This is a genomic window from Frankia sp. CcI49 (assembly GCF_001983215.1).
GTDB classification, from domain to species: Bacteria; Actinomycetota; Actinomycetes; order Frankiales; family Frankiaceae; genus Parafrankia; species Parafrankia irregularis.
This window is the reverse complement of record NZ_MOWP01000047.1, coordinates 29,089-52,646: the sequence shown is the minus strand read 5'-3', so window position 1 is coordinate 52,646 and position 23,558 is coordinate 29,089. Positions and strand designations below refer to the sequence as shown.

Annotated in this window: 15 protein-coding genes; 7 read left to right on the top strand and 8 right to left on the bottom strand. The window is 70.9% G+C overall.

The window, feature by feature from the left end; translation table 11 throughout:
- The first annotated feature begins 256 nt into the window (after nt 1–256).
- Nucleotides 257–2,428: a serine/threonine-protein kinase gene (locus tag CcI49_RS36980; RefSeq protein ID WP_241840491.1), complete on the top strand. Its 2,172-nt coding sequence runs from the start codon at nt 257–259 to the stop codon at nt 2,426–2,428.
- Nucleotides 2,429–2,538: 110 nt separating this feature from the next.
- On the opposite strand, the gene CcI49_RS36975 is transcribed toward CcI49_RS36980, so the two are convergent.
- The 5 genes from CcI49_RS36975 to CcI49_RS36960 all read right to left on the bottom strand — a co-directional run bounded on the left by CcI49_RS36975 (nt 2,539) and on the right by CcI49_RS36960 (nt 7,827).
- Nucleotides 2,539–3,714: a hypothetical protein gene (locus CcI49_RS36975; protein ID WP_131831285.1), complete on the bottom strand. Its 1,176-nt coding sequence runs from the start codon at nt 3,712–3,714 to the stop codon at nt 2,539–2,541.
- Nucleotides 3,711–4,475 carry a SigE family RNA polymerase sigma factor gene (locus tag CcI49_RS36970; protein WP_241840489.1) on the bottom strand — a complete coding sequence of 255 codons (765 nt, stop codon included), beginning with the start codon at nt 4,473–4,475 and terminating at the stop codon, nt 3,711–3,713. The genes CcI49_RS36975 and CcI49_RS36970 overlap by 4 nt, the downstream gene beginning before the upstream one ends.
- Entirely contained in the window at nt 4,472–4,597 is a 126-nt protein-coding gene (locus tag CcI49_RS44320; protein ID WP_255354831.1) for a hypothetical protein, read from the bottom strand. Before CcI49_RS44320 ends, CcI49_RS36970 begins: the two co-directional genes overlap by 4 nt.
- Before the next feature lie 163 nt (nt 4,598–4,760).
- Nucleotides 4,761–6,899, bottom strand: coding sequence for a PAS domain-containing protein (locus tag CcI49_RS36965; protein ID WP_076834285.1), 2,139 nt, complete (start codon nt 6,897–6,899; stop codon nt 4,761–4,763).
- Between the two features lie 16 nt (nt 6,900–6,915).
- On the bottom strand, nt 6,916–7,827 hold the full coding sequence (locus CcI49_RS36960) for a DUF5995 family protein (RefSeq protein ID WP_083749944.1): 912 nt from the start codon (nt 7,825–7,827) through the stop codon (nt 6,916–6,918).
- 678 nt (nt 7,828–8,505) lie between these two features.
- Here CcI49_RS36960 and CcI49_RS36955 point away from each other — a divergent pair.
- Nucleotides 8,506–9,201 (top strand): type 1 glutamine amidotransferase domain-containing protein, encoded by a 696-nt coding sequence (locus tag CcI49_RS36955; RefSeq protein ID WP_076834281.1) that lies wholly within the window; start codon nt 8,506–8,508, stop codon nt 9,199–9,201.
- A gap of 153 nt (nt 9,202–9,354) precedes the next feature.
- Nucleotides 9,355–9,777: a PPOX class F420-dependent oxidoreductase gene (locus CcI49_RS36950; protein ID WP_054571035.1), complete on the top strand. Its 423-nt coding sequence runs from the start codon at nt 9,355–9,357 to the stop codon at nt 9,775–9,777.
- Between the two features lie 226 nt (nt 9,778–10,003).
- Here CcI49_RS36950 and CcI49_RS36945 read toward each other — a convergent pair whose 3' ends face one another.
- Both CcI49_RS36945 and CcI49_RS36940 read right to left on the bottom strand, forming a co-directional pair.
- Entirely contained in the window at nt 10,004–11,605 is a 1,602-nt protein-coding gene (locus CcI49_RS36945) for a sulfatase (protein WP_076834278.1), read from the bottom strand.
- A 314-nt stretch (nt 11,606–11,919) separates the two neighbouring features.
- A complete protein-coding gene (locus tag CcI49_RS36940) occupies nt 11,920–13,254 on the bottom strand; it encodes an ABC transporter substrate-binding protein (RefSeq protein WP_076834275.1) in 1,335 nt (444 codons plus the stop codon).
- 543 nt (nt 13,255–13,797) lie between these two features.
- Between CcI49_RS36940 and CcI49_RS36935 the strand changes: the two genes are divergently transcribed.
- The 4 genes from CcI49_RS36935 to CcI49_RS36920 are packed head-to-tail and all read left to right on the top strand — an operon-like array spanning nt 13,798 to nt 20,752.
- Nucleotides 13,798–14,457, top strand: a complete 660-nt coding sequence (locus tag CcI49_RS36935) for a TetR/AcrR family transcriptional regulator (protein ID WP_241840487.1) — start codon at nt 13,798–13,800, stop codon at nt 14,455–14,457.
- A 33-nt stretch (nt 14,458–14,490) separates the two neighbouring features.
- Entirely contained in the window at nt 14,491–15,027 is a 537-nt protein-coding gene (locus CcI49_RS36930) for a MarR family winged helix-turn-helix transcriptional regulator (protein WP_076834273.1), read from the top strand.
- A 2-nt stretch (nt 15,028–15,029) separates the two neighbouring features.
- The gene (locus tag CcI49_RS36925) at nt 15,030–19,151 is read left to right on the top strand and encodes an ABC transporter ATP-binding protein (protein WP_076834272.1); all 4,122 of its coding nucleotides are present in this window, start codon (nt 15,030–15,032) and stop codon (nt 19,149–19,151) included.
- Nucleotides 19,148–20,752, top strand: a complete 1,605-nt coding sequence (locus CcI49_RS36920; RefSeq protein WP_198955742.1) for an MFS transporter — start codon at nt 19,148–19,150, stop codon at nt 20,750–20,752. Before CcI49_RS36925 ends, CcI49_RS36920 begins: the two co-directional genes overlap by 4 nt.
- A gap of 732 nt (nt 20,753–21,484) precedes the next feature.
- Here the strand turns inward: CcI49_RS36920 and CcI49_RS36915 are convergent.
- Nucleotides 21,485–23,509, bottom strand: coding sequence for a DHA2 family efflux MFS transporter permease subunit (locus CcI49_RS36915; RefSeq protein WP_076834267.1), 2,025 nt, complete (start codon nt 23,507–23,509; stop codon nt 21,485–21,487).
- Between the last annotated feature and the right edge of the window lie 49 nt (nt 23,510–23,558).

Below are 23,558 nucleotides of genomic sequence, written 5' to 3'. Positions count from 1 at the left end.
ACATCGCGTATCGGGCGGGCTGTTCGCCCCACGCGTGGACGCGTCACGCAGGGTCGTACGACCGTGGGCCATCAACACCCCCGCAGGACTGAAATGTCACCAGAATGACGATGGTGGGTCACCGTCCGCCGCACGGGCAAAGCCCGCCCTCCGCTGCGGATGTTCACCGGGCGGACGTCCTGTGCGTCGGGGCGGCGCCGCGGTGCGCGACACCCTCGCGCACACGCATCTGCACATGCGTCTACGATCACGAATCGTGCCGGATTGGGTCGGTTCGCGGTGGTCGCCAGACATCTTTCCCGGGGCTCCGGCGTCCGCCGCGGGTATCGATCGAGAGCAGGTCGCCGCGGCTCTGCCCGGCTACGACCTCGGCCGGGAACTCGGTGCGGGCGGTTTCGGGCAGGTCTTCGAAGGCTGGCACCGTGGCCTGCAACGACACGTCGCGGTGAAGGTGCTGTACACGCGGGGTCACGGCGCGCAGATCGATGACCTGGTCCGGGAGGCGCGGTTACTGGCCCGACTCGATCATCCGCACATCATCCGCGTGTACGACTACGTCCACGCTCAGGCGGGCGACCTGCATCTGATCGTGATGGAGCTGATGGCGAGCGGACCGTTGTCCCGCCGGCAGCAGACGATGACCCAGCAGGCGGCCTGCGCGGTCGGCCTGGCGGTGGCTGGCGCCCTCGCGTACGCCCACTCCCAGGGAGTCCTGCACCGCGACATCAAACCCGACAACATGCTGTTCGACGCCGTAGGTCTGCTGAAGGTGGCCGACTTCGGAATCGCGAAGCTCCTGAGCGGCGTGTCGGGCGGCCGGAACACCGTGATCGGAACGCCCCTGTTCATGCCGCCCGAGCAGCTCGTCGGGGGTTCGCTCAGCCCGGCCACCGATCTGTACGCGCTCGGCGTGGTCCTTCAGCTGCTGCTCACCGGCGGGTCCACGGTGGAGGCGACCCTTTCCCCGTCTCCCGGGCCTCGGCCTGATTCGGACCACACGGGATCACTACCGCGGGCACTCGCGGACCCCCTGCGCGACGTGATCCAGCACGCCCTGGAAGCGGACCCGGCTGCCCGCCCGCCGACCGCGCACGCCTTCGGGCTCGCACTCGCCACGGCCGCGGCCTCCGCCTTCGGACCTGGCTGGCTGACCCGGTCCGCCGTGCCGGTGCGGCTCGAGGACGACATCCGGGCCGTCGCGGAGCCGCACGCCGGAAGCGCCGCGCCGGTCCCGCCCGCCTCTGTTCCCTCCCCGCACAAGGACACACCGGTGGCAGCCCGGCGTGGCGATGCCCTGGGCGTGGGACGGCACGCCCGGCCCCGTGCCCGGTTGGCCCTGCCGCGACGTCGCATCCTCGCCGCCGGCCTGTTCGCCGTAGCCGGTGCCGTCCCCGCCGGATATCTCCTTGCCGCCGCCCTGACGAAGGATCCGGGAGGCGGTGTCGCCGATCCGCTGGGCGCGCTGCCACAGCAGCACACCGACTGGATCCTCTCCCTGAGGTTCTCGCCGGACGGCACGATGCTCGCAAGCGGGAGCAAGGACGGGACGGTGCGCCTCTGGGACATGACCGATCCCGCGGCCCCGCGTTCGATCGGAGGGCCCCTGCCGGGACGCAGCCCGGGTGTGACCTCCGTGGCCTTCTCGCCCGACGGGAACACCTTGGCCAGCGCCAACTGGGACGGCACCCTGCAACTCTGGGACATCACCGAGCGGGCCAGCCCACAATCCCTCGGCGCGCCACTGCCCGCCCACGCCATCCTCGCGAACTCGGTGGTCTTCCTCGACCGCGGCCAGACGCTGGCCAGCGCAGGTCGCCAGGAAACCCGCCTGTGGAACATCACGGACGGCGCCGCACCGGAGCCGATCGGATCGCCCATCCTCGGCGACACGGACTGGCCGAGACTGGAGGTGGTCGACAGACCGAGAATGCTCCTGGCACGGGTCGGTGAGAACCGGACCATCCGGATCTGGGACGTCTCGAACGCGGCAAGCCCCCACCAGCGCACCAGGCTCGTCTCCAGCCATGCCGGCGCAGTCCACTGCGTCGCGTTCAGCCAGGATCTGCGCCTCATGGCCACCGGAGGCAAGGACGCCACCCTGCGGCTGTGGAACACCGTCGACCTCGCCAACCCCCAGATGATCGGAAAGCCGGTGACCGGCCACCACAACACCATCTGGTCGGTGCTGTTCTCCCCGGACGACAGGATCGTGGCGACCGCCAGCTATGACGGCACGATGGGCATCTGGAACGTGGAGGACCCCGAACACCCCCGGCTCGAGGGGCTGGTTCCGTCCGGCCAGGAAGGCTGGTTGATGTCCCTCGCGTGCTCCCTCGACCGAGCCGCACCCGTCCTGGCCAGCGGCAGCCAGGACGGAACCATACGGCTCTGGCGGCTCACCGGGACCGGCTCCGACCAGCGGTCCTGAACAGGCGCCGACCAGCGGTCCTGAACAGGCGCCGAACGAACGCGGTCATTCCGAGTGGTCGGAACAAGGTCGAGCAGCTGCCTCCTCGCACGCGCCTGCGGACGACACGGCTAGCCGGCGCGGCAGGCTGTCGGGTCCCGGGTGTACACGCAGAACGACTCTCGTTCCACCGTCCAGCGCGCGCCGTCGAAGCGGACCGTGGCGTCACCGCTGCTGAGCTCGCCGGGCCGGTCCTCGTTAGCCCGCTGGAACGCGACCACCGCCTGAACGGGGCTGAGGAATCGGACCAACGACACCTCCGCCACCCTGATCGGATGGAGGCTGTCCTCTTCCGGATACTTCATCTCGAAGGCATCACCGTGCCCCAGCAGGGACTCGCCATCCTCAACCGCGGCAGCCCGGTCGGCGGGCGGGGTGTCCTCCGAGAACGCCGTGACGACCGCCGCCAGCACCTGCGTGGTCGCCGCGGCGGGATCCGCCGGGCCCGCCGGTGCCGGACCAGCCTCGATTCCCTCGGCGATGGCGCGGACCGTGTTCACGTCCGGCGTACCGCCAACCCCCACCATTCCTTGCGGCGTCGCCCACCACAACGAGTAGATCGGGCGGGTGGCCTGGTTGTTGTCGGGCAATGACTCGGTCATCAGAACGGCGGGGGCACCGTTGACGGTGGTGCGCTCGGCAGTCCGCCCGCCGTAGGCGGCCAGGTCCATCACCTCCTCCTTGGGATCGAGGAGAGCTTCCAGATCAGAGGGGGCCCCAGGCAGGACGGTCACGTGGTAGCCGGCGTCCGGCTCGGTCGAGGCGGGATCGTCCCTGCCGGTGAATCCGGCAGTGATCGCTACCTGGCCCTGCTTCGCCGGGATCGTGAGGGAATACCAGTAGCCATCGCTGACCCGGATGCCTGCCGACTCGAAGCCGGCCGGTAGCCGGGTGACCTTCATCCCGTACACGTCGATCGGGGAGACCTCGACGACCGGCGGGTGGGCCGGGGCACTCGTGCCGGCGGGGACCACCGAGTGCCCGCTGCCACCGCCCGGCGGCAGCGCGAGCAGCAGCCCGCCGGCCAGTGCCAGCGAACATGCCGCACTCGACGCCGCGACGAGGCGACGCCGATGCCGCCGGCGCCGGGCCGCTATCCGATCAAAAAGGTACGGGTCGGCGGTGATTCCCTCCGCCGCCAGGGTGAACGTCGCGCGGGCTCGGTCGTCGATGTCTGTGCTGCTGTGCGCGACCCCGCCTGGGCCGGCCGGCTCGGGCAGTGGAGTCTGCGCATCCGTCATGGTCATGCCTGAACTCCTCGCGATGGGGGTTGCCCGGGCTGCCCAGGCGCCTGCGGAGATGCCGTGCGCGGGCGCGGCGCGTCCTGCGCTGTGGCGAGTGCCGCCCGCATCCGGGCCAGGCCTCGGGCGGTGTGGGTCTTGACGGTCCCCGGAGAACACCCGACAAGCGCCGCGACCTCCGGATCGGGCAGGTCGTCGAAATAGCGCAGCGTGAGTACCGCGCGCTGTTGGATGGGCAGCGTGCGCAGCACCGCCAGCAACTGCTCGCGGACCGCCACCCGATCGGTCATCCCGAGCTGACTGACGTCGATGTCGCGGCCGGTCCCCGACAGGCCGTCGAGTTGCTCCTCACGAACCCGCCGCCGGCGGCGCGATCGCCTCGACGCACCGTTCACCAGGGCCCGGCGTATGTAGCGGTCGGGGTCGTCGATCCGTCGCCACCGGCTGTAGACCCGTTCCAGCACGTCCTGCAGGAGGTCCTCGCCGGCGTGCCGGTCGCCGGTGAGGAACATCGACGTGCGCAGCAAGGCCGTGGCGTTCAACCGGACGTACTGCTCGAACGTCGAGCTGCTCGTGGGTGGTGTGGCCGGTGCCTGCGCTCGCCAGTCGATCTCATCGACATCCGATGCCTGCCCGGACGGCGGCTCGTCCGCCTGCCCGGATGACGGCCCAGCGCTGTGGTCGGACGGCGGCGCTGACAGTGGTTCCGCCGGCGGCCTGCCGGCGAGCGTCATYGGCAGCCGCCCGAACTCGCTCCCGACGCTCATCCAGCCGATCCGGCCCGGCCCGCGGTGACCTGACGCGGCCGGCCTGCCGCCGGCGCATGCCCGCCGCCGAACGACACGCCTGGCATGCGCTCGATCCCGACTTCCCCTGTTTCGTCGCTCACCGGTGTCCTCCTTCACCTGGCTCTGTCTTCTCAGAGACCGGACGGGTGCTGCTGGAGGACAGCCACTCGCGAAAAGCTTCTACGACGCCGCTCCCGATCGGCGGTCGGACGAGACGTTCCATGCCCGCGGGAGGTCTGGCCCGCCCGATGGGTGCCTCCCCGGCTAGCCGGTCTGGAGGTTGAAGATCGTGCGGCGGATGTCGTCGATGGTCTGGTCGAGGGCGTTGGTGGCGGCGGTCAGGCGGGCCGCGGCCAGGTCGCCGATGAGACGGATGAGCGACTGCAGCTGCAGGCCGACCGCGAACAGCCGCTGGATGACCTGGTCGTGCAGGTCACGGGCGATGCGGTCGCGGTCCTTGAAGACCGCGAGGCGGGCTCGCTCCTGCTGGGCGTGGACGAGTTCGAGGGCGAGCGAGGCGTCGTTGGCGAACGCCTGTACCAGGTCGTGGTCGCGGGGCTGGTGGTGCTCGAGGCCGGCGCGGTTGCAGAGGATGAGCGTGGCCGGGGCGTTGCCGGTGATGCGCATGGGGACGACGAGCGCGGTGGCGAAGGGCAGGTCCGGGACGGGGGTGAGCCGGCTGCCGCGGAGATCGAGATGGTCGAGGATGACCATTGCGCCGCGGGCCAGTTCGTCCAGGGTGCGCTCGTCGGAGAGCCGGATCGTCAGGCCACGGAGTGCTTCGGGCCCGACCGGGAGGCCGGCGGCGATGTCGGCCGTCGTCACCACCAGGTTGCCGTTCTCGTCGGGAACCGCGACCGTGGCGAGGTCGACGCCGGCCATCTGGCGGGCCAGGGCGGCGACCGTGTCGAAGGCGGTCACCTGGTCCGGGGCCACGAGGACGGCGGCCGTCATCCGAGCGCTGGCCGCGAGCCAGGCGTTGCCGCGTTCCGCCCGCTCGTAGAGCCGGCGCAGCTCGTGTTCCGCGCGCTCCCGCTCGATCGCGGCGGTGAGAACGTGCGCGACGGACTGGACGAACGTGGTCTCGTCCTCGGTGAAGCGACGGGACTGCGGCGATCGGGCGATCGCCAGGAGGCCGTACGGCGACCAGCGGCTGCCGATCCGTACGGTGAGGATGGTCAGATCGCTGTCGCTGTGCGATGCGTAGCGGGTCTCCGCGAGCCGGGCGCTCACCGCCGCCGCGCCTGCACCGGGGCCCGCGCCCCTGCCCCCGCCTGATTCCACGGCCAGGCCCGGTTCCGTACCCGCACCTGGCGCCGTACCCGCACCTGGCGCCACACCTGCACCTGGCGCCACACCTGCACCCGGCGCCGTACCCGTACCCGGCCCAGCGACTGGACTCGTACCGGGCCCCGCACCTGTTCCCGCCTCGGTTCCGGTCGGCATGCCGTCGTCGTCGAGGCGGATGAGCTCGCATTCGGTCGCGTCCAGTGTCGAGGTGACCAGCGCCGTCGCCTCGGCCACCAGGCTGTCGACGTCGTGGCCGGACACGGCATGGTCGCCGAGCCGCGCGAGGCCCGCCTGGCGGCGCTCGGCCCGGCGCAGGTCGGTGACGTCGGCGAGTACGAGCGCGAGCAGGTCGTCGCCGTCCTGCGCATAAGGGATCACCGACACCCGCAGGGACAGGACGGGGCCGTTGCCGACGGTGATGTCGATGTCGCCGGTCTGTGCCTGACGGGTCGTGATCGCGGTTGAGATCAGGCCCCAGGGGCCACCGAGCGACCGCTGCCGTGGGTCGACCGGCCGTAGCAGCTCCACCAGGTGCGCGAGCGGCGTGCCGATGCGCTGCGGCCTGCCCGCGATCCGGTCGATGACCGGTGAGGCGCGCCGCAGCCGCCGGTCGGCGCCGCCGTACAGGGCGACGCCGACCGGCAGGTCCCCACCGGGGGCCTGCGCTGATACCAGCTCCAGCAGCGCGGCGTGTTCACCGATCGTCTCCGTGCCGTGGCGGGAGGCGGTGACGTCGAGGATCGTGCCCGTGTTGCCGACCACCTCGCCGGCGTCGTCCCGGATGACCATCGCCCGGATCTGGACCCGGCGGTAGCTGCCGTCCCGGGTGCGGTACCGGGTCTCGTGGTGGCAGTGGTCGGCGCCGCCGGCCACCACCGCCATGAACAGCGCGATCGTGTGCTGCAGCTCGTCGGGGTGGACATAGTCCAGGAAGCGTGATCCGAGGCTGGGACCGATCTCGAAGCCGGTCAGCCGTGTCCACGCCCGGTTGAGGTAGGTCCAACGGCCCTCGGCGTCGGTCTGGAACACGACCTCGCCGAGTGTGTCGAGTAACCGGAGGGCGTCCTGACCCCGGTCAGGAAGCGGGACGGCATCAGATGCTGACGAGATCATCGGGCCCCCTCGGCGATCAGGATCTCGCCGAACGCGCCGCGCAGTAGGTATCCCTGTTCTGGCCCAGCGGCAGCAGGCGGGGCACGGCGTAGGCGGTGCGCAGGACGGTCGCGGTCGCTGCGGCGGTCGTCTCGATCTCGCGCTGGATCTGTGCGCGGGCCTCGGCGGTGGGTGCGTTCACCAGGCGTTCGGCATTGCGCCAGGCTGTCTCACGCCAGGCCACGAGAATCTGCATGAGCACCGTGTAGGACAGGCCCAGCGGGCTCGCGATGTCGTCGATGGAGGGATCGAACCGATCCGCGGCTTCCCGCAGCAGGGGGTCGATCACCCGGTTGAGCATGACGTTGACCTTGTCGTGGTCCGCCTTGCGGCTCTGGCCGCCCGCCGTCACCAGCCCCAGCGAGGCGAGCACCAGCGGCAGGTCCCGGTTCACGTGCGCGTTCATCCCGAGCAGGATGTTCCCGGCGCCGGCGAGCTGACGGCCGGCCGCCGCGTCGAAGGCGATCTGCCAGGCGGGGGAGACACCGCCGCCGTCGCCGGCGAGCCAGGCGTCGTAGGCATGGAAGTAGTACGCGGCGAAGACGGCGTCCTCGGTGTTGACGTAGGCGACGTCCGCGAAGAAGCCGGGCTGGGCGGCCGTGCGCCGGTACTCCTCGGTGGTCCGCAGATAGGTCAGGGCGAACACCGCGTTGTGGTCGCAGCTCGCCGCGAGCGGCGCGAAGCGGCTCTGCATCTGAGCGATCGTCGCGTCGGCGCACTCCGGGGCCCCGTCGGCACACTGCTGCGCCTGCGCGGGGGAGTAGGCGGCTGGTAGCGGCGGCAGCAGGCCCGACCAGCCGATGAACAGCGGCTCGGTGGTTGTGGTGGTCGTGGTCGTGGTCGTGGCGGTGGCGGTGGCGGGCACGGCCGTCGCCAGGGAAAGCCCCACCGAAAGGAGGCCTGCGATAAATGAAATGAATAATCCCGAAGTCCAGCTTCGCCTTGCGGGCATGAAGGTCATAGCACCGCATCATAGGGTCATTGGCGATGGAATATCGGCAGGGGATTCTTGCTAGAAGTTCAAATGATTTATCTTTTCGTGTTTCTGGTGGTCGACTGGGCGTGTAGCGAAATCCCGAGAATCGGCGGATTTGGGCGTAACGATAGTGACCTGGCTGGCCGTGCCCACCCGCCGTACTTCGGTTCGCCGGGGATCTCATGCTGACGCATGGCGCCAGCAATTCGGGCAGACCACACACGCATGGCCACCCGCCGAGGATCCCGCGCTGCCACGCAGTGCAGACAGTTCACCTCAAGCGGGGCAAAAGGGGCGCGAATTCGCCTGGCGACCCGCAAGAAAGAAGGATTTTGGTCGTCGGAACAACCGAAATCCTTCGCTTTTGCGACTCGCCAAACCGTGCTGCCGGGCTCTCGGGCTCTCGGAGGTACGGCGACGTTCGTGGAGCGCGAACCCCCTACCCATCGGCCAGCGATCTTGACTGGCGCCAGTCTGCGAAGGCTCTGTTTCGATCGAATCTGGTCGTTTCGTTCGGTAAGACGCAGAAGATGGCCGGTGGTTGGGGCGGGTCGAGGGGGCAGGGCGCGCAACGTGGGGTAGGAACGTCCCATGGTGAAGATCCTCTTTGTGGTGACCGGCTCCGACCGATGGACGCTGGCCGACGGGACGGCGCACCGCACCGGCTTCTGGGCCGAGGAGGCCCTGATCCCCTACGCGGAGTTCAGGTCCGCCGGCCACGAGATCACCGTGGCGACACCTCGCGGCGTGGTCCCGCCCGTCGATCCCGCCAGTCTCGCGCCGGATGCCGCAGGCGGCCCCGAGGCGGCGGCGAAGCTGGAGAAGGCGCTGGGCGAGGCCGCCGAGTTCCGCGCCCCGGTGGCGCTCGCCGACGTGCGTCTCGACGAGTACGACGCCGTGTACGTCCCCGGTGGCCACGGGCCGATGGAGGACCTGGCGGTCGACGCCGACTCCGGTCGCATCCTGGCCCAGGCACTGCAACGTGGCCTGCCGGTGGGCGTGGTGTGCCACGGCCCGGCCGCGCTGCTGGCCGCGGTCGGGCCGGATGGTGCCAACGCGTACGCCGGCTATCGCATCACCGGGTTCACCAACGCGGAGGAGCGGTTGGCGGGCTTTGCCGAGAAGGCCTGTTGGCTGCTTCAGGACCGCCTGACCGAGGCGGGCCTGAAGGTCGAGGTGGGTGAGCCCTGGGCACCGCATGTCGAAGTCGACCGCAACGTCGTCACCGGCCAGAACCCGGCATCGTCGGCTCCGGTGGCTGCCGAGCTGCTCAAACTGCTTGGCTGAGGTGGTGGCCCCGAGCTGGCGCCGGGCGTCGACCTCAGCTTAGGTACCTTCGGCTTTCCCCGGCCTGAAGCACCGGGCTGACGCTCGGCTCACCTCGACACCGACTTCTCATCTCGACACCGAATTCGTCCGCCAGAAACCGGGAGGAACCCGATGTCAAAGCCGCCGCTGCCGCCCGAGGCCGTCGAGCTGCTGCGCCGACCGAACCCGTGCGTGATGGCGACGCTGCGTGCGGACGGCACGCCGGTCTCCACCCCCACCTGGTACCTGTGGGACGACGGCCAGGTACTGATCAGTCTGGACGAGGGCCGGGTGCGCCTGCAACACCTGCGCCGTGACCCTCGTGTCACCCTTACCGCCCTCGCCACCGACGACTGGTACACGCATGTGACGCTGATCGGCCGCGTCACCGCGATGCAGGACGACGAGGGCCTGGTCGACATCGACCGCATCTCCCGCCACTACACCGGCAAGCCCTATCCGGACCGGGTCCGCGCCCGCGTCAGCGCCTGGATCGAGATCGAGCGCTGGCACGGCTGGGGGGCGATGCGGGACAGCGACCAGGCGTCCACCTGATCCCTGAGCCCGCGGCCTGAGCCGCGGCTGAGGCCTGAGGCCTGAGGCCTGAGGGCTGAGATCTGATACTCCCGAGATCCGAGATCCGAGATCCGAGGTCTGCGGTCCGGGGCCGGCGAACCGGCGTCGGCCCGCTCGATGGCCCGCTGGCCGGGCACGGGACGTCCGTCCGGCCAGCGGGCGAGCCCCTCGCTCCGGGCGCGGGGCTGGTTCGGCGGGTGGCGGGTCAGGTCCGGCAGGATGCTCCAGTGCAGGTGGCGAGGGCGTCCAGGCGGGCGTCCAGCTGTGCGACGAGGGGCGCGTTCGTGGCCCTGCCCTGCGGTGTGGCCAGCAGGTTCGTGAGCTCGTACGGGTCGGCGTTCAGGTCGTAGAGCTCGCGCTGGTGGACGCCCGGATTGCGGTCGGCGTCGTACCAGCGGACGTACAGGTGGTCCTCGGTCCGGATCGCGCTCCACGGCGGAATGTCGAGGAACACTCCGGTCACGTTCTCGACCGCTTCCTGGGCGACTCCGTCCTGCCCGTCGACACCCGGGCCGGCGTACTGCCCGAGCAGGTCCGTGCGCCAGGAGGCCGGGGTCTGCCCGCGCAGCAGCGGTGCCAGCGACTGGCCGTCGACGTCCGCGGGGATCGGCACACCGGCCAGGTCGAGGAAGGTGGGCGCCAGGTCGATCTGGGCGACCATGTGGCCGTCGGTGCCCCTCTCGACGCCGGGCCCCGCGACGACCAGCGGAACCCGCAGCGACTCCTCGTAGGGGGCCATCTTCTGGGTCAGCCGGTGGGAGCCGAGGTTGTAGCCGTTGTCGGAGGTGAAGATCAGGTAGGTGTTGTCCAGCTCGCCGGTGTCCCGCAGGGTCTCGACGATGCCGGCGACCATCTCGTCGAGCGCGTACAGGGAGCCCATCCGGTCCTGGTAGTCCGCGTCGTTGGTCGCGGCCACCCGGGCGGAGCGCAGCTGGGCGCTCTCCTGCAGCCACCATGGCTTGTCGGAGACGTCGGCCTCGTTGAAGTTCGGTGTCCGCGGGGCGCTGTCGTCGGCGTACGGATTGTCCGCGTGCCGCGGGGCGGGGGGCAGCGGCAGGTGCGGAGCGGTCGAGGCCGCATACCAGAAGAACGGGGTGTCGTCGGCGGCCGCGCGACGGATGAAGTCGGTGGATTTCGCGGCGACCACGTCGGTGGAGTAGTTCGCCGGGTCCTCGGTCCCTCCGTACTGCACGAGGGTGCCGTTCTCGTTCAGCGTGTAGTTGTAGCCGGTGTAGAAGTTGTTGTCGACGCTGCCGTACCACTCGGACCAGCCGGGTGGAATGTGGTCGGGCGCGTCCTCGATTCCGTTCATGTACTTGCCGGCGAGGCCCGTGCGGTAGCCGGCGTCGCTGAGGTACTTCGCGAAGGTGTGCTCTTCGTTGCCGTTCGCGGCGAAGGTGGCCCAGCCGCCGCTGTCACCGGCGTTCGTGAGGACTCCGGTGTTGTGGCCGTACTTGCCGGTCAGGATCGTGCCGCGGGCCGGGCAGCAGATCGGGGTCGGGGCGAAACTGTCGGTGAAGGTCAGCCCGGAGTCCCGGATCAGGGCCGCGGTGTGCGGCATCGCGTCCCAGTACGGCGACGTCGTCTGGTCGAGGTCGTCGGCGAGGATGAGGACGAAGTTCGGCCGCTCGGTCGTGCTCGCCGCATTGACCGCGGAAAGCGTGCCGCCCGCGGCCTGCGCGCCGGCCACGGCGTCCGACGAACGAGCCGCTAATCCGGTGGCCGCCGTCACCGTCAGGCCGATCAGGCCGACGAGCCCGGCGGCCCCGAGGCGAGCCCGCCGGCCGAAGCTCCGGTGCCGCGCCATCAGCGGGCTCCCGCCGCTCGGTGGTGCGGCGCTGCGCTCGTCGGCCCGTGATCACTGAGTGGAGTGTGTCTCCGCATGCGATCACGGCACCATGCGTTCGTCTGCGTGAGACGCGAGCAGAATGTGGAAACCCTGAGAGTGGACTCGTCCTGCGTCTGCGATCAGGTGGACCGGTCGGCCAGACGGACCCGAGACGGACCCGAGACGGACACGAGATGGGCGCGAGACGGGCACCGGGCCCATTCGCGCGGTGTCGAGGCCAGGCAGCTCCGCCTGGTGACACCTGGCCTCGTTCCGCGGCGTCTGGCCAGTGCTCAGCCGAAGCTGGTTGGCGTCGGCTCGGACCAGGACCGGTCCTTGTTCTGCCAGCAGACGAAGGGCTTTTCGGCGGTGCCGCCGAAGATCTGGAACTTTCCGTTCCGTATCTCGACGAACGCATAGCATTCCTGCCGGTAGCCGTGGGTGGCGGGATCGTCCTGGGTCGGCCATTCATGTTGCCGCGACCAGTCGATGGGGTTGACCAGGCCGCCGGCGTCGTAGTCGGTCATCCTGTTCGTCGCCGCCACGACGGACTTCCGGTCGAAATTCGGCCCGGCGGCGAGCAGCCCCTGGTAGGCGAGGTCGGCGTTGATCCATCCGTTCATGCCGGCCTCGGTGGGCTGGTGTCCGCCCCGGCTGGTCCACCGGAGGTACTCGGCAATTCCACCGCTCTTGGAAGTGGCCTCGAAGGGGCGGAAGAGAACGGTGACGACATCACCCTCGAACAGGTCGCCCGCCGCGGCCACGAAGGCGTGGTCGTAGGTGTTCAGGTGGTACATCGGGACGTCGGCCAGGCCTTGACGCTCCATCTCCTGGGCCAGCGTCTTCATGCCGTTGAGGTCGAAGCACCCGATGACCATGTCCACCCCTGCGGCGCGCATCGCCGACACCTCCGGCCCGACCCCGTTGGGCAGGCCGTACGTCATGTTGTCGTTGGAGTAGACGATCTGCTGCCCGGTCTCCCCGGAATAGAGCCTGATGGTGTCCGTGATGGTGCCGACGCATTTCTTCGGCGCACCGGGGACGTTGTAGCCGAGTGCGGCGATCCTGGTCGCCTTCTTCTTCTCCGCGACGTACGCGAAGCTCCTGATCGTGCAGTCCAGGCAGGTCGGCGCGATGTTGCCGAAGATCGAGTCCTTGCCGTTCATCGCCTCCGACTGGATGGCCCAGACGTACTGCGGGATCCCGGCCTTGTAGAGATCGTCCCAGCCGGTCGGGAGCTGGGCGGCGCCGAACGTGGCGAACGTGTCGTTCGCGGAGATTATCTGCAGGGCTCCTTCCTTGTTCTTGCCCAGCTGGTCGTCGACCCGGGTGGTGACGACCAGCTTCCGGCCGTGTGCCCCGCCCGTGCTGTTCCGGAACGCGAAGTAGTCCTCGATGCCCTGGGTGAGGCACTCCATGATGCAGGTTCCGATGGGGTTGTTGGAACCGGTGGCGAGAACGGCGAAGCGGATCTCACCGGAGGTCACTCCGGGAACGGTTCCGGGTGGGGCGGGGGGAGGGCCGGTCTGGCCGTCGGTGCCGCCGCCGGAGTTCGTGCACGCGGCGRCCAGGCAGATCGCGGCCAACGGGACGGCTAATCGGCGGGCCAGTGCGGGGATCGGGTTCATAGCGCCTCCTGAGGTTTTCCCGGCGACCGGGAGTATCTGGGTGCGGGGCCGCCGTCCGGTACCGCAGGGTGACCGGTGGGCGGGGGTGCATGCGGACTCGTCGAGATGTCTGGCGCGCGCGCAGAAGGAAGGCTGGGTAAATGATGTGCTGTGGGCCGTGGTGGGCCGGTGAAAAACAGCATCGAAGGACGCCGGAGCGCGGCGGAAAGGCGCCCAGGGGTACCGCCCGGCGAGACCCGACCTGGTCGCCGGTGTGCTGGTGAGTGAATGATCGAAGCGTCAGTGAAATATAGGATAGCCGATCGGCTATCCGGCGCAAGAAGGGTGTTGCGGTACCGGCCGAAAAGTGCCATCCGAACGCTTTTCGACGTTGAGTCTCTTGCGTGTCGGCCGGTTTTTGGCTAGCGCGGGAAATGCGAGGTCAGCGGATCGTCCGCCGTCCGCCGTCTGCCGATGTGACGTCCCTGCGACGCCGCCCCCACCTGCCACGGTGGCGGCGCCCGGTTCGGGTGACACTCGATCGCAGCCCGGTATCCTGCGGGTATGTCCACCCCCGGGCCGTCGGAGGGCAGTCGCACTCCGGCTGCGGGCTGGAGCGCCGCCCAGGCCCGGGTCCTGACCGCGGCCCTGGAGCTCTTCGCGACCCACGGCGTGAGCGGTACGTCGCTGCAGATGATCGCGAGCGCCATCGGTGTGACCAAGGCGGCCGTGTACCACCAGTTCCGGACGAAGGAGGAGATCGTCCTGGCGGTGGCCGAGCTGGGGCTCGCCGAGCTGGTGGAGGCGGTGGAGGCCGCCGAGGCCGAGCCGCGCCGCGACCGCGCCCGGGACGTCCTGCTCGCCAAGGTTGTCGACACCGCGGTCCGGCGGCGCCGGGAGACCAGCGTGCTCCGCAGTGATCCGGTGATGGTTCGCTTCCTCGGATCTCATCCGCCGTTCCAGCATCTGATCGAGCGGATCTACCGGTTGTTGATCGGCGAGGTGGCGCCCGAGCAGGAGACACGGGTGCGTGTGGCGATGCTCTCCGCCGCGCTCGGTGGCGGGGTCTCCCATCCGCTTGTGGCGGGCATCGACGACGAGACGCTGACCGCCCTTCTCCTGCAGGTGACCCGCGGCATCCTCGGGGTCGAGGCGGCTGGCGCGGCCGCTGCCGAGGCGGCTGACGACGTCGACGGTCAGGAGACATCCGCCACGCTCTACTAGTTCGAGGCTCGAACCACTTGCTACGGTCGTGGGGTGGGTTCTGACATTCCCGTCGACAGTGTCCGGGCGGTCGCCCGGCTGTCGAGGGTCCTTGAACGCTCCCTGGACGGACTGAGCCTCGCCCAGTACCGCGTGCTCGCCCAGATCGCGGCGGGGGACGAGCGGGCGTCCCGCATTGCGCACCGGCTGGCGCTCGGCAAGCCGGCGGTGAGCGCGGCGGTCGAGTCGCTGCGCCAGCGGGGCCTGCTCAGCCGCGGCAGCGTCGACGAGGACCGGCGGGCTGTCGCGCTGGCTCTGACCGACGAGGGCAGGGCCGTGTTCGACGCGGCCGAGCGGGCGATGGCCATGCGTCTGCAGGAGATCATCGCGCGCACCGCCGACCCGGCCGGGGCGGTGGCGGTGCTCTGCCAGCTGGGCGCCGCGGTGGAGGAGCTCATGGGCGAACGCGCGGCGGGCAACCGGGCAGAGCGGGCAGAGCGGTCGGGGTGCTCGGAGCGGGCGGTGCAGCCGGAGCAGTCGGAGCAGCCGGGGTGCTCGGAACGGGCAGAGCGGCCCAGGCGGAGCGAGTGACGATGACCGCTGCCAGGGATGTTCCAGGCGCTCACCCGCCCGAGGCAGCTGCGGCCGCCGCCCCCGGCTGGCTGCGTGGCCTGTGGGGCTTCCTACTGCTGCATCGCCGCGACCTCGCCCTGGCCTGGGCGGCGGCGCTGCTGGGAAGTGCCTGCCAGGCCGTCGTCCCGCTGATCGCACGGCACATCGTCGACGACGTGATCGTGGCGCGGACGTCCCCGCTGTGGCCTTGGCTGTTGCTTCTGCTCGCCGCGGCGGCGGGCGCGTTCGGCTTCGCCTATGTTCGTCGCTACCGGGGTGGTCGGGTCGCCCTCGGCGTGCAGTTCGACCTGCGCAACGCCATGCACGACCACCTGCAGACCCTGGACCAGGACAATCTCGCCCGGCTGCCGACGGGCCAGCTGGTGGCCCGCGCGAACTCGGACTCGGCGCTGGTGCAGGGGCTGCTGAGCCTGTTGCCGATCATGATGGGCAACGTGCTCATGCTGATCGCGACGCTGATCATCATGATCTTCCTCTCGCCCCCGCTCGCGCTCATCAGTCTCGCCGTCGTCCCGACCCTGTTCGCTCTGTCCTACCGGCTGCGCTCCCGCGTGTTCCCTGCCACCTGGGATGCCCAGCAGCGCGAGGGCGGCGTCGCGCAGATCGTCGACGAGGACGTCAACGGGGTCCGGGTGGTCAAGGCGTTCGGCCAGGAGCGCCGCGAGCTGGACCGGATCGTCGACGCGGCCGGTGATCTGTACGGCTCGCGGATGCGCGCGGTGCGGCTGCGGGCCCGCTACCAGCCGCTGCTGGAGGCCGTCCCGTCGTTCGCTCAGGTCGCGATCCTCGCGGTCGGCGGCTGGATGGCGCTGAACGGGCACCTGACCATCGGCACCTTCCTGGCGTTCTCGACGTACGTCGGCCAGTTCGCCGCCCCGGCGCGCCAGCTCGCGGGTGTGCTCACCGTCGGCCAGCAGGCCAGGGCCGGCGTCGAGCGGATCTTCCAGCTGCTGCGCCTCACCCCGACCATCGCCGACGCCCCGGACGCGGTCGATCTCGGCCCGCTGCGCGGCGAGATCGCCTTCGAGGGGGTCGAGTTCGCCTACCGGGCGGACGTGCCGATCCTGCGCGGTTTCGATCTGCGGATCGCCGCGGGGGAGCGGGTGGCGATCATCGGGTCCAGCGGCAGCGGCAAGTCGACGGTGGCGGCGCTGCTGAGCCGCTTCCACGACCCCGACGCCGGCCGGGTGACGGTCGACGGCCACGACCTGCGGTCGGTGCGGCTGCGGTCGCTGCGCTCCCAGGTCGGGGTCGCGTTCGAGGAGAGCTTCCTGTTCTCGGTGTCGGTGCGGGAGAACATCGCCTTCGGACGTCCCGACGCGAGCGAGGCCGAGGTGGAGGCGGCGGCCCGGGCCGCGGCCGCGCACGACTTCATCGTCGGCCTGCCCCGCGGCTATGACACGGTCGTCGGTGAGCGAGGGCTGTCGTTGTCCGGCGGCCAGCGCCAGCGGATCGCGCTGGCCCGCGCGCTGCTCACCGACCCCCGGGTGCTGGTCCTCGACGACGCGACCAGCGCTGTCGACGCGCACACCGAGGAGCGCATCCACGGCGCGTTGCGCGAGCTGCTGCCCGGCCGCACCACGATCCTCATCGCGCACCGTGTCTCGACGTTGCATCTGGCCGACCGGATCGTGGTGATCGACGGCGGCCGGGTGGTCGAGTCGGGCACCCACGACGAGCTGCAGGAACGCAGTGGCACCTACCGGGCTCTGCTGGCCGGGCTCGACGCCGAGCTGGCCGACGAGCTCGGTGACCGCGTCGAGGCCCTCGCCACCCTCCTCGACGAGAACCGGTCCGGGAACGGGCCCGGGCCCGGATCCGGACCCGTTCCCGGGAACAGGTCCAGGAGCGGGAACGGGTCCGAGACCGAGAACGGGAGCGTGGGCGAGACCGAGACCGAGACCGAGAGCGGGATCGGGAACGCGGGCGAAACCGAGAACGCGGGTGCCGGAGCGGGCGTGGCACGGGTCGGTGGCCGCCCGCGCCGGCCGGCAGCCGCGGGGGTGGCCGTGGGGGCGCCCAGCCTCGGCGCCGGCCTCGGTGGCGGCGGCGGGTGGCGGATGAACCTGACGCCGACACCGGAGCTGCTGGCCCGGGTGGCCGCGCTGCCACCGGTGCGCGACGTCGCCACCGTCGACCTCGCGGTGGAGAGCCAGCCCGACCCGGAGTTCAGCCTGCTCCGGCTGCTGCGCCGGTTCCGCCGCCCGCTGCTGCTCGGCCTGCTGCTGGTGATCGGGGACGCCGCCGCCGGCCTCGCCGGGCCGGTGCTGGTCAAGACCGGTGTCGACAGCGGTGTCGCGGAAGGCTCGTCCGCCGTGCTGTGGGCCGCGTCGGCGGTCTTCCTGCTGGTGACGCTGGCGGACCTGCTGGACCAGATCGCCGAGACGTTCGTCACCGGCCGGGCGGCCGAACGCATCATGCTGTCGCTGCGGATCCGCATCTTCGCCCAGCTGCAGCGGCTCTCCCTCGACTACTACGAGCGTGAGATGTCCGGCCGGGTCATGACGAGGATGACCACGGACGTCGACCAGTTCGAGTCGCTGATCGAGAACGGCCTGCTGGCCGCGCTGGTCTCGGTGGTGACCTTCGGGGGCGTCGGGGCGGCGCTGCTGAGCATCGACCCGGAGCTCGGCGGGCTGACGCTGCTCGTCATCGTCCCGCTGGCCGCGGCGACCGTGGTCTTCCGCCGGCGGGCAGCGGCGCTCTACGACGTCGCCCGGGAGCGGATCGCCGTCGTCAACGCGGATTTCCAGGAGAGCCTCTCCGGTATCCGCGAGGCGCAGTCGTTCGTGCACGAGACCGCGACCATCGAGCATTTCCACGGGCTGGGCCGCGACTACCTGCGGGCCCGGCTGGGAGCGCAGCGGCTGGTCGCGATCTACTTCCCGTTCGTCCAGTTCCTGTCGGCGCTCGCGGATGCGATCGTGCTGGGGGTCGGGTCCGCGCTGATCGCGAACGGGCAGCTCAGCGTCGGCGCGCTGATCGCCTTCATCCTCTACATCGACATGTTCTTCTCGCCGATCCAGCAACTGTCCCAGGTCTTCGACGCCTGGCAGCAGACCCGGGTGTCGGTGGCGCGCATCGCCGAGCTCATGCGGCTGCGGACGCTCACCCCCGAACCGCGCCATCCGGTGGACCCGCCGGGACGTCCGCGCGGCGAGCTGACCCTGGACGGACTGCGCTTCGCCTACCCGGCGGCACCCACGGCGAAGGCCGACGCGGCGTCGACGTCGGCGTCGGCGGAGACATCGGCGTCGGCGTCGCCGTCGCCGTCAGCGCGGGCGCGGGCGCGGGCGCGGAAGGCCGAGCGGAAGGCCGCGCGGCTGGCGGTGGRCCCCGCCGACCCGCGGTTCGCACGGCTGGAGACCGCCGCACCCACCCGGCCGCCCGAGGCGCTGCGCGGGATGGACCTGCGGGTCGCCCCAGGCGAGACGGTGGCGCTGGTCGGGGAGACCGGCGCCGGGAAGTCGACCGTCCTCAAGCTGATCGCCCGCTTCTACGACCCCGACGAGGGTGCGGTGCGGCTCGACGGGCTCGACCTGCGGACCCTCGACCTCGGCACGTTCCGCCGCTGGCTCGGGTACGTGCCCCAGGAGGCGTTCCTGTTCAGCGGGTCCATCCGCGACAACATCGCCTACGGACGTCCCGAGGCGAGCGACGCCGAGGTGGAGGCGGCGGCGCGTGCGGTCGGCGCGCACGAGCTCATCGTCACCCTGCCCGGTGGCTACGACCACGAGGTGGCCGAGCGGGGCCGCTCGCTGTCGTCCGGGCAGCGTCAGCTCCTCGCGCTCGCGCGGGCCGAGCTCGTCGACCCGGTGCTGCTCCTGCTGGACGAGGCCACCTCGAACCTGGACCTGGCCACCGAGCACCGGGTCACGACCGCCATGCAGCGCGTCGCGCGCAGCCGCACCACAATCGTCATCGCGCACCGCCTGCAGACAGCCCGAACCGCCGACCGGATCGTCGTGCTCGACCGCGGTGCCGTCGCCGAGATCGGCTCCCACGACGAGCTGCTCGAGGCCGACGGCCGCTACGCCTCGATGTGGCGCGCCTTCGAGCTCGTCGGCTCGGCCGCGCCTTGACCGGGCGGCGTGGCACCACCTCGACCAGTCGGCGCGGCACCATCTCGACCAGTCGGCGCGGCGCCGCCTCGAGCGGGCGGCGTGGCCCGGGACGTGCCGTTCGTGGCCTGCTGGCGGACCTCACCCCGCTGCGGACCTACCCGGCCTTCCGCCGGCTGTGGGTGGGCGAGTCCGTCTCGACGATCGGCACCCAGATCACCGCGACGGCCGTCGCGGTGCAGGTCTACGACCTCACCCGGTCGTCGTTCCTGGTCGGGGTGGTGAGCCTGGTCGCGCTGCTGCCACTGGTCGGCCTCGGGCTGATCGGCGGTGCCATCGCGGACAGCGTCGACCGGCGCCGCCTCGCGCTGGTGACGTCCACCGGGCTGGCGGCCGTCTCCGGCGGGCTGGTGCTGTTCTCGCTGTTCGAACACGGCGCCGGCGGTGACGGCGGCAGCGGCAGCGGCGGTGGCGGCGAGGCGGGTGGCGGTGGTCTCGCAGCCGGTCTCGGTGTGGTCTGGCCGTTGCTCCTGCTGGTCGCGGTCCAGTCCGCGTTCGCGGCGGTGGACGGGCCGGCGCGGCGCGCGATGACGCCGAACCTGGTGGCGCTGGGCGATCTGCCGGCAGCCACCGCGCTGACCCAGATCGGCTTCACGACCGCGATGACCGTCGGTCCACTGATCGCGGGAACCAGCGTCGCGCTCGGCGGCTACCCCCTCGCCTACGCCCTCGACCTGGCCAGCTTCAGCACCGCCCTGTACGGCCTGTTTCGGCTGCCACCGATGCCCCCCGCGCCGGCGCTTGCCGCGTCCGCCACGGCGGCTGCCGCCGGTGCACCGGCCGCGGGTGCACCGGCGGCGGGGGCAGCTTCCGCGGGCCCATCCGCGTCCGGGGCCGCACCCGCGTCCGAGCTGCCGGCGGGAGGCCGGCGGGTGGCCAGTGTCGGTGAGGGACTGCGGTTCCTGCGCGGCCAACCGGTGGTGATGATGACGTTCGTCGTCGACATCATCGCCATGGTGTTCGGGATGCCGCGCGCGCTGTTCCCCGAGCTGGCCAGCACCCAGTTCGGCGGCGGGAGCGCCACCGCGGGCCTGCTGTACTCCTCCGTTGCCGCCGGGTCGCTGCTCGGCGCCGCGCTCTCCGGTCCGCTCGGGCGGGTCCGCCGCCAGGGGCTGGCGGTGGTGGTGGCGATCGTGGTCTGGGGCGGGGCGATCGCCGTGTTCGGGCTCGTCCACAATGTCGTCGCCGCGGTCGGGCTGCTGGCGGTCGCCGGCATGGCCGACCTGGTCAGCGCCGTGTTCCGCAACGCGATCCTCAACGTCGCCACCCCGGACGCCATGCGCGGGCGGCTACAGGGTGTCTTCCTCGTCGTCGTCAGCGGTGGCCCCCGCATCGGCGACCTGGAGGCGGGCACCGCCGCCGCGCTCGTCTCCCCGACGTTCTCCGTCGTCAGCGGTGGCCTGGCCTGCATCGGCGGTGTGCTCCTGGCTACCGCCGCGGTGCCGGCGCTGGCGCGTTACGACGCCACGGCTGCGATCGCCGCTGCCCAGCCCCAGGCTGGCGTACCCAGCCCAAGGGCACGCGACGACGACGCCCCGGCGCCGGAGGCGAACCGCGCCTGACGCGGGAACGAGTGGGCAGTCCTCTGGGCTCTGGAAGGCCGATGCAGCGCAGTGCCACCAATTCGCAACAAGAGCCACAAAATTCGCGCTGGGCCCACTTGATGGTCGGCAAGAATGAAGGATTCTGGTCGTCAGAGCGGCCAAAATCCTTCGTTCTTGGGCCTCGTCAAACCGGGCCATCGCGCTCAGGGACCCAGCCGCGTTCGTGAAGTGCGAACCTCACCCGCGTGATCGGACGCCGACCTGGTCTGAGCTGTGGCTTTGGGGCGGGTGGGATCGACGGGCGCCCTTGGTGCGGTGCAGTATGCGGGAAGCTGATGACGACGCCCGGGAATCGTTGGCATCGCCGGGGGCAGGAGATGCCGGCATCGAGCCCCGGGCGCCGTCCGTTCTGGAGCTGGTCCGCTCAAGGTGCGGACTGGCCGAAAAACGCCATTGGAATCAGAAAATGAATGCCCGAACGGTCGGAAGGCAGCCACGGCGGTGGCACTTACGAGGGCCGCCGTCCCGGAACGTCCTGCGTAAACCGCCGCGCGACTCGCTCCTCCTCGTGGCGGGCCGGTAGCCGTCCAGCCGGGAGTCCGATTGACCCCGGGCAAATCAATCCTGCCGCCTTTGATGCGAATTGTCCTTGGTGTGGGGGTACGAAATCGTGCGTGCCGTACTGGACCGCTGCTCCAGCTGAGGAGCTCCGTTGTGGCAGTCTCCGGCCACGACGGAGCTCCGGATCGATCAGGAGGCGGACTTGGCGCCCGCGGTTTCGGCCTCGGACGTGGACGCGAGCACGGACGCGAGCACGGGCTCGGTCTCAGCCGTGGACGTGGCTTCGGCTTCGGGTGTGGCCTCGGCCTCGGGTGCGGACGTGACCTCGGACGTGGCCTCGACCTCGGGTGCGGCCTCGACCTCGGGTGCGGCCTCAGCTTCGGGTGTGGCCTCGACCTCGGGTGCGGACGTGACCTCGGACGTGGCCTCGGCTTCGGGTGTGGCCTCGGCCTCGGGTGTGGCCTCGGCTTCGGGTGTGGCCTCGGCTTCGGGCGCGGGCTCGACCTCAGCCTCGGAGGTCGCCTTGACCTCGGCTTCGGGCTCGGCCTCGGATGTGGCCTCGGGCTCCGGTTCGGAGGCGACGGCAGCCGGCGATGCGGCAGCCTCGTCCGTTGCCGCCTTCTGCGTCGGCACGGCGGGCGGCTCGGCAGGGGCCGAGGTGATGTGAGCCGCGGCGTGGCGCGGCAGGAAGAACCCGGAGAGCAGGCCGATCACCGTGAGGCCGACGATCCACCAGAACGTCTCGCCGAAAGCGGCGCCGATCTTGTCGGCGATCGCCGGGGGCAGCTCCACCTGCGCGGCGCCCTCGAGCGTGGTGCCGCCCGCCGCCGGGACACGGTTGGCGATGGCGTGCTGCAGCTGGACGGCGACCAGCGCCGTCGCCAGCGAGCCGCCGACCCGCTGCAGGATGTTCAGGGTGGTGGTGGCCCGCGGCACCGCTGCGGGGGCGAGGGTCTGGTAGGCCGCGCTCATCGCCGGCATCATCGAGGCGCCGAAGCCCAGCCCGCGCACGAAGAGGAAGATCATGAGCACGACTTCGTTGGTGTGGGCGTCGACCTGGGTGTAGGCGACTGTGCCGGCGGCGCAGATGGCCATGCCGACGGGGATGACCCAGCCGGGGCCGACTCGGTCGACGACCCGCCCGGCGACCAGCATGCCGACCATCGCGCCCAGCCCCTGCGGGATCATCGACAGGCCTGCCTCGAGCGCGCCCTGACCGCGAGCGACCTGGTAGTACAGCGGCAGCAGGAACATGCCGCCGTACAGGGCGGCGCCGACCGTGAACGTGGTGACGCTGGCGAGGGTGAACGTGCGGTCGCGGAACAGCCGCAGGTCCAGCAGGGCGTCGCCGCGCCGCAGGGCGTACACGACGAACACGATCAGCAGCACCACGCCGACCGCGCTGCTGATCACGACCTGCGCGGAGCCGAAACCGCCGTCGGAGCCGGCCTGGGACAGGCCGTAGACGAGGCCCGCCAGACCAGGGGAGATCAACAGCAGCCCGGGCACGTCGAGCCGGTGGTGCGCCTGCCCGCGGTCGTCGCGTGGCAGCACCCGCCACGAGGCGATCAGYGCGACCGCGCCGACGGGCAGGTTCACGAAGAAGATCCAGCGCCAGTCGAGATGGTCGACGAGGAGGCCGCCGAGGACCGGGCCGAGCACCGGGGCGATCAGCGTCGGGATCCCGATGACGTTCATGATTCGGTTCATCCGCTGCGGCCCGGCGGCCGTGGCAAGCAGGGTCATGCAGATCGGCATGATCATTCCGCCGCCGAGGCCCTGCAGGACGCGGAAGGCGATCAGGCTGCCCGCCGACCAGGCGAAGCCGCACAGGGCGCTGCCCAGCAGGAACAGGGTCAGCGAGATGTTCCACATCCGGGTCGCGCCGAAGCGCTCCACCGCCCAGCCGGTCGCCGGGATGACGATGGCCAGCGCCAGCAGGTACCCGGTGGTGACCCAGGAGATCGTCGACAGGGAGGTGTCGAAGTCCTGTGCGAGGCGGTCGATGGCGACGGCGACGATCGTCGTGTCGAGGATGACCATGATCGCGCCGAGCGTGACCGTGAGTGCGAGACGGCGCAGCGCTGGGTCGATCTCGTTGCCGGCGTCGGCCGCCGGCACGGTGGTCGACCTGGTCGCAGCCCCGGCGGCCTGGTCGGTTCCATCTGGTTGATCGGGCACACGGGCTCCCTGATCGTGTTCCGTCGCGGCCACCGGTGCCTCCGGCGGCCCTGTCGTCGCCCAGCATCCGCCGATCGTTGAG